The organism is Orenia metallireducens, assembly GCF_003001995.1.
In the GTDB taxonomy this organism is placed as follows: Bacteria; Bacillota; Halanaerobiia; order Halobacteroidales; family Halobacteroidaceae; genus Orenia; species Orenia metallireducens_B.
This window is the reverse complement of sequence record NZ_PVNB01000064.1, coordinates 1-4,020: the sequence shown is the minus strand read 5'-3', so window position 1 is coordinate 4,020 and position 4,020 is coordinate 1. Positions and strand designations below refer to the sequence as shown.

The window sequence follows — 4,020 nt, the reverse complement described above, 5'->3', positions numbered from 1 at the left end:
TCATGGAATAAAAGTAGCTCTAACAAGTTAACGATGTCATGGAACAAAACTTAAGCATTAGAAAAAGTTAACGATGTCATGACACTAACCAGCTAGTCGCTAATGGCTATTAACTAATTAATTATAATGTATCTTAGGGTCAATAATTCCATATAACAAATCAACCATTAAATTTACTAAAACAAAAGTAGTCGATAAAGCTAAAACAGAACCCTGTACTGCTGGGAAATCACGGGATAAGATAGCTGTCACAGAGTATTTACCTACACCTGGCCATGAGAAAATGGTTTCTGTTAAAACTGCTCCTCCTAGTAAAAGACCAAATTGTAGCCCAATAACTGTTACAATTGGAATCAATGCATTCCTTAAAGCATGCTTATAGATAACAACTTTCTGACTTAAACCTTTAGCATATGCAGTCTTAATATAATCTTTACTCAAAACCTCCAACATACTAGAGCGAGTCATTCTTGCAATAATAGCCATTGGAATAGTTGCTAAAGAGAAACTAGGTAAAATCAAATGATATAAAGAATCCTTTAAAGCAATCCAATTTCCTGTTAAAATACTATCCAACACATAAAAGTTAGTTATATTATGCAGATCTACTCCTACACTTAAACGAGCAGAAGGTGGAAACCACCCTAATTTAAAAGCAAATAACCAAATCACCATCAATCCAAGCCAAAAAATAGGCATAGATACCCCAACTAAAGCTCCAGTCATTGTCAGATAATCAATAATAGAATATTTTTTAGTGGCAGAAATAATGCCTACTGGAACCCCAACTAAAACAGCCACTAGCATACTAGCAATAGTTAACTCAATTGTTGCTGGGTAACGTTCAAACAACTCCGTAGTAATCTTCTCATTACTAAAAACAGAACGACCTAAATCACCCTTCAATAAATCTTTCATAAACCTTAAATACTGTTGGTATAATGGGTCATTTAACCCCATCTGTTCTCTTAATCTTGCTACATCATCTGCAGTTGCTCTCTCACCTAACATGATTTTAGCCGGGTCTCCAGGAATTAGATGTATCATCAAAAAAACTGCTATTGATACTCCAATTAAAATCGGAATCAATAACAACAATCTACGAATTATATAAGTAAGCATTTTTGTATTGCACTCCCTTCCTTGTAAAACAGTGATGAGTAATTAGTGATAAATGATTAGTGGAAAATTATCATCTCTAACTCATTACTGATTATTTTATCAATAATACAATAGATAGATAATACGACACTTTTAACCTCAATGTATAATTTTAAAGTTTTTAAAAGCGAAAAGAATTATTGTTTGAACGAAGCAAGCACTCTCAAAAGATTATAATAACAATATAATCTTTGAAGTAGAACTTCTATATTTTTTAACCTCAATAAATGTTGATTGCGAAGTGAGTTTTAATTCTTTTCTAGACCTTTTGTTTACTTTTGTGGCAATGACAAAAGTAAATTGCCCTTAGGCGAAACCTAAGATTTTAATAACTTTTAAAAAAAGTAAACATATAACAATACATCAATATGACTAACATTATATTTAATTAACAGAATTCTCATATAAATAAGATTATCAAAGTATTAAATATAGGGATTTGAATACTCAAATCCCTATATCATTAATCTTTATAAATTATTTATTTCTTTAACCAAACATTATTTAAGTGTTCAATTCCTAAAGGACTTGGAATATAGTTCATTACCTCATTCTTCAAAGAAATTGCTGGTGTAGAATGTACCAGTGGTACCAAAGGTGCATCTTTATGAATTACTACTTGAGCCTCTTTATAAAGCTTAGTTCTCTCATCTTGATCAATTGATTTTTGAGCTTTAATTAGTATATCATGTAACTCATCACTTCTGTAGAAAGAATAATTATTTGAACTTCCTACGATAGCAGTATCTTTATCTAATAATACATATAAGAAGTTATCTGGGTCACCATTATCTCCAGTCCACCCCATTAAGCACATATCATGTTCACCATTCTCTAACTTTTCTAAGTAAGTTCCCCACTCATAAGATTTAATCTCAGCTTCAATTCCAATCTTCTTCAAATCAGCTTGAATAGCTTGAGCAATTAATTGAGGTTGTGGCATATATGGTCTTGGAACTGGCATCGCCCATAAAGTAGTCTTGAATCCATTTGGATATCCAGCTTCAGCTAATAACTCTTTTGCCTTCTCTACATCATATTCATAGGCTTCAATATCATCATTATATCCCCATAAAGATGGAGGTAATGGATTCTTAGCAGTTTGTGCTAATCCAGCATACAATGCTTTGATAATTTCCTCTTTATTAATTGCATGGTTGATAGCCTTTCTTACTAACTTATTACCAAAAGGCTCTTTATCAAAGTTCATTGCTAAATAACCCATATTCATACTAGGTCTTAAAGATAGCTTTAATTTATCATTACTCTTAACCTGTGGTATACTATTTGGATTAGTTCCATCCATCATATCAATTGAACCAGATTGTAACTCCATAAATCTTGCAGTATTTTCAGGAATACTTCTAAAAACTATACCTTCAAGATAAGCTTTACCTTTCCAGTAATCTTCATTTCTCTCTAATACCACTCTATCGCCACGTCTCCACTCTTTTAACTTAAATGCTCCTGTTCCAACAGGGTTTTTAAAGTAGTCTTCTCCATACTTCTTAATAGCTGTTGGACTAGAAATAGCAAAGGGTGCCATCGCTAAATTTGAAAGAAACGGAGCAGAAGGTGTATTTAAAGTAAATTTAACTGTATAGTCATCAACTGCTTCTACCTTATCAACAATTCCAGGGAATCCACCAAACATATATCCCCAGTAAACAAACTCACCATGATGATATGGGTGATCTTCATTCATCCATCTCTCAAGATTAAATACAACTGCGTCAGCATTAAAGTCAGTTCCATCATGGAACTTAACTCCTTCTTCTAAATTGAAAGTCCAAGTCAATCCATCTTCAGATATTTCCCAACTCTTAGCCAAAGATGGAATTACTTTAGTGTTTCCTGGTTCATAATCGACTAAAGTATCAAAAATCTGCATAGTTACCTTCATTGATTCACCATCAGTAACGTTAACAGGGTCTAATTTTACTGAATCCCCACCACGACCATAAATCAATGTTCCACCAAACTTATCATTTTCTGAAACCTGTTGATTGGCTTCCTTCTCAACTTCTTCTTTAGCAGGCTTGGCACTTTGATTACTACATCCTAATGCTAAAACTGCTAATAAACTGATTACTATAAATAAAATAAAACTCTTTCTTCTCACAACTTCTTCCTCCTCATAAATTCTTTTTTATATAAGTTAAAACTATGTCCAATAACTAAAATTATAAGACTAGTTAAACTTTTATAGAAAATCAAATCCCATTAAAGAAATACAACTTACACATATAAGTCATTAATAATGCAAAAAATAAAAAACTCTAAACCAATTGAGTTAGTTTAGAGTTGAAGTTCTGTTAAATCACTTATCTAACAAACATAAGTAATCTAGTTATGTAATAAAAAATAGATAGACTATTAGTATATTTAAATATACCTACTATCAATTTTATTAATCAATTATTATTCTACTCAACCTCTAAGCTACTCATGTTTTTAAATTCTAATAATGATATCTACTCTACTAACTACTTATCTACTAATAATTATTCCTTCTTGTCAATAATTATACTCAAAATCCTTCTTTTTGTCAAACCTTTTTATATAATTATAATTATATAAAATTTTATAGAAAATATATAAAATTTATTAAAAAATAAAAGAACAGCTAAATAGCTGCTCTTTATGAATGTATAAATTTATATTGAAATTTAATGGGGTATTACGATACTTTATCTATGATATTTTTAAACCTATCAAGTTACATTTCGTCTGAATAATGGCAGGCAGCAAAGTGTCCATCAATCTTCTCTTCAAAGCTTGGTACCTCTCTCTTACATTTCTCAGTAGCAAAAGGGCACCTTGTATGAAAAGGACATCCACTTGGTGGATTGATTGGAC

At 31.2% G+C, this 4,020-nt stretch carries 3 protein-coding genes; all 3 read right to left on the bottom strand.

Annotated elements, in window-relative coordinates:
* Positions 1-117 precede the first annotated feature (117 nt).
* Positions 118-1,122 (bottom strand): ABC transporter permease, encoded by a 1,005-nt coding sequence (locus BX659_RS18470; RefSeq protein WP_097017622.1) that lies wholly within the window; start codon positions 1,120-1,122, stop codon positions 118-120.
* Positions 1,123-1,642: 520 nt separating this feature from the next.
* Positions 1,643-3,283 (bottom strand): ABC transporter substrate-binding protein, encoded by a 1,641-nt coding sequence (locus BX659_RS18465; RefSeq protein ID WP_097017621.1) that lies wholly within the window; start codon positions 3,281-3,283, stop codon positions 1,643-1,645.
* Positions 3,284-3,880: 597 nt separating this feature from the next.
* Positions 3,881-4,020: oligopeptide/dipeptide ABC transporter ATP-binding protein (locus tag BX659_RS18460; RefSeq protein ID WP_374956491.1), on the bottom strand; the 140-nt coding region annotated here is incomplete at its 5' end.

What these genes read in the sequence shown, in the direction of transcription:
- BX659_RS18470 (WP_097017622.1), bottom strand. Translation starts at nt 1,122, where the DNA reads ATGCTTACTTATATAATTCGTAGATTGTTGTTATTGATTCCGATTTTA.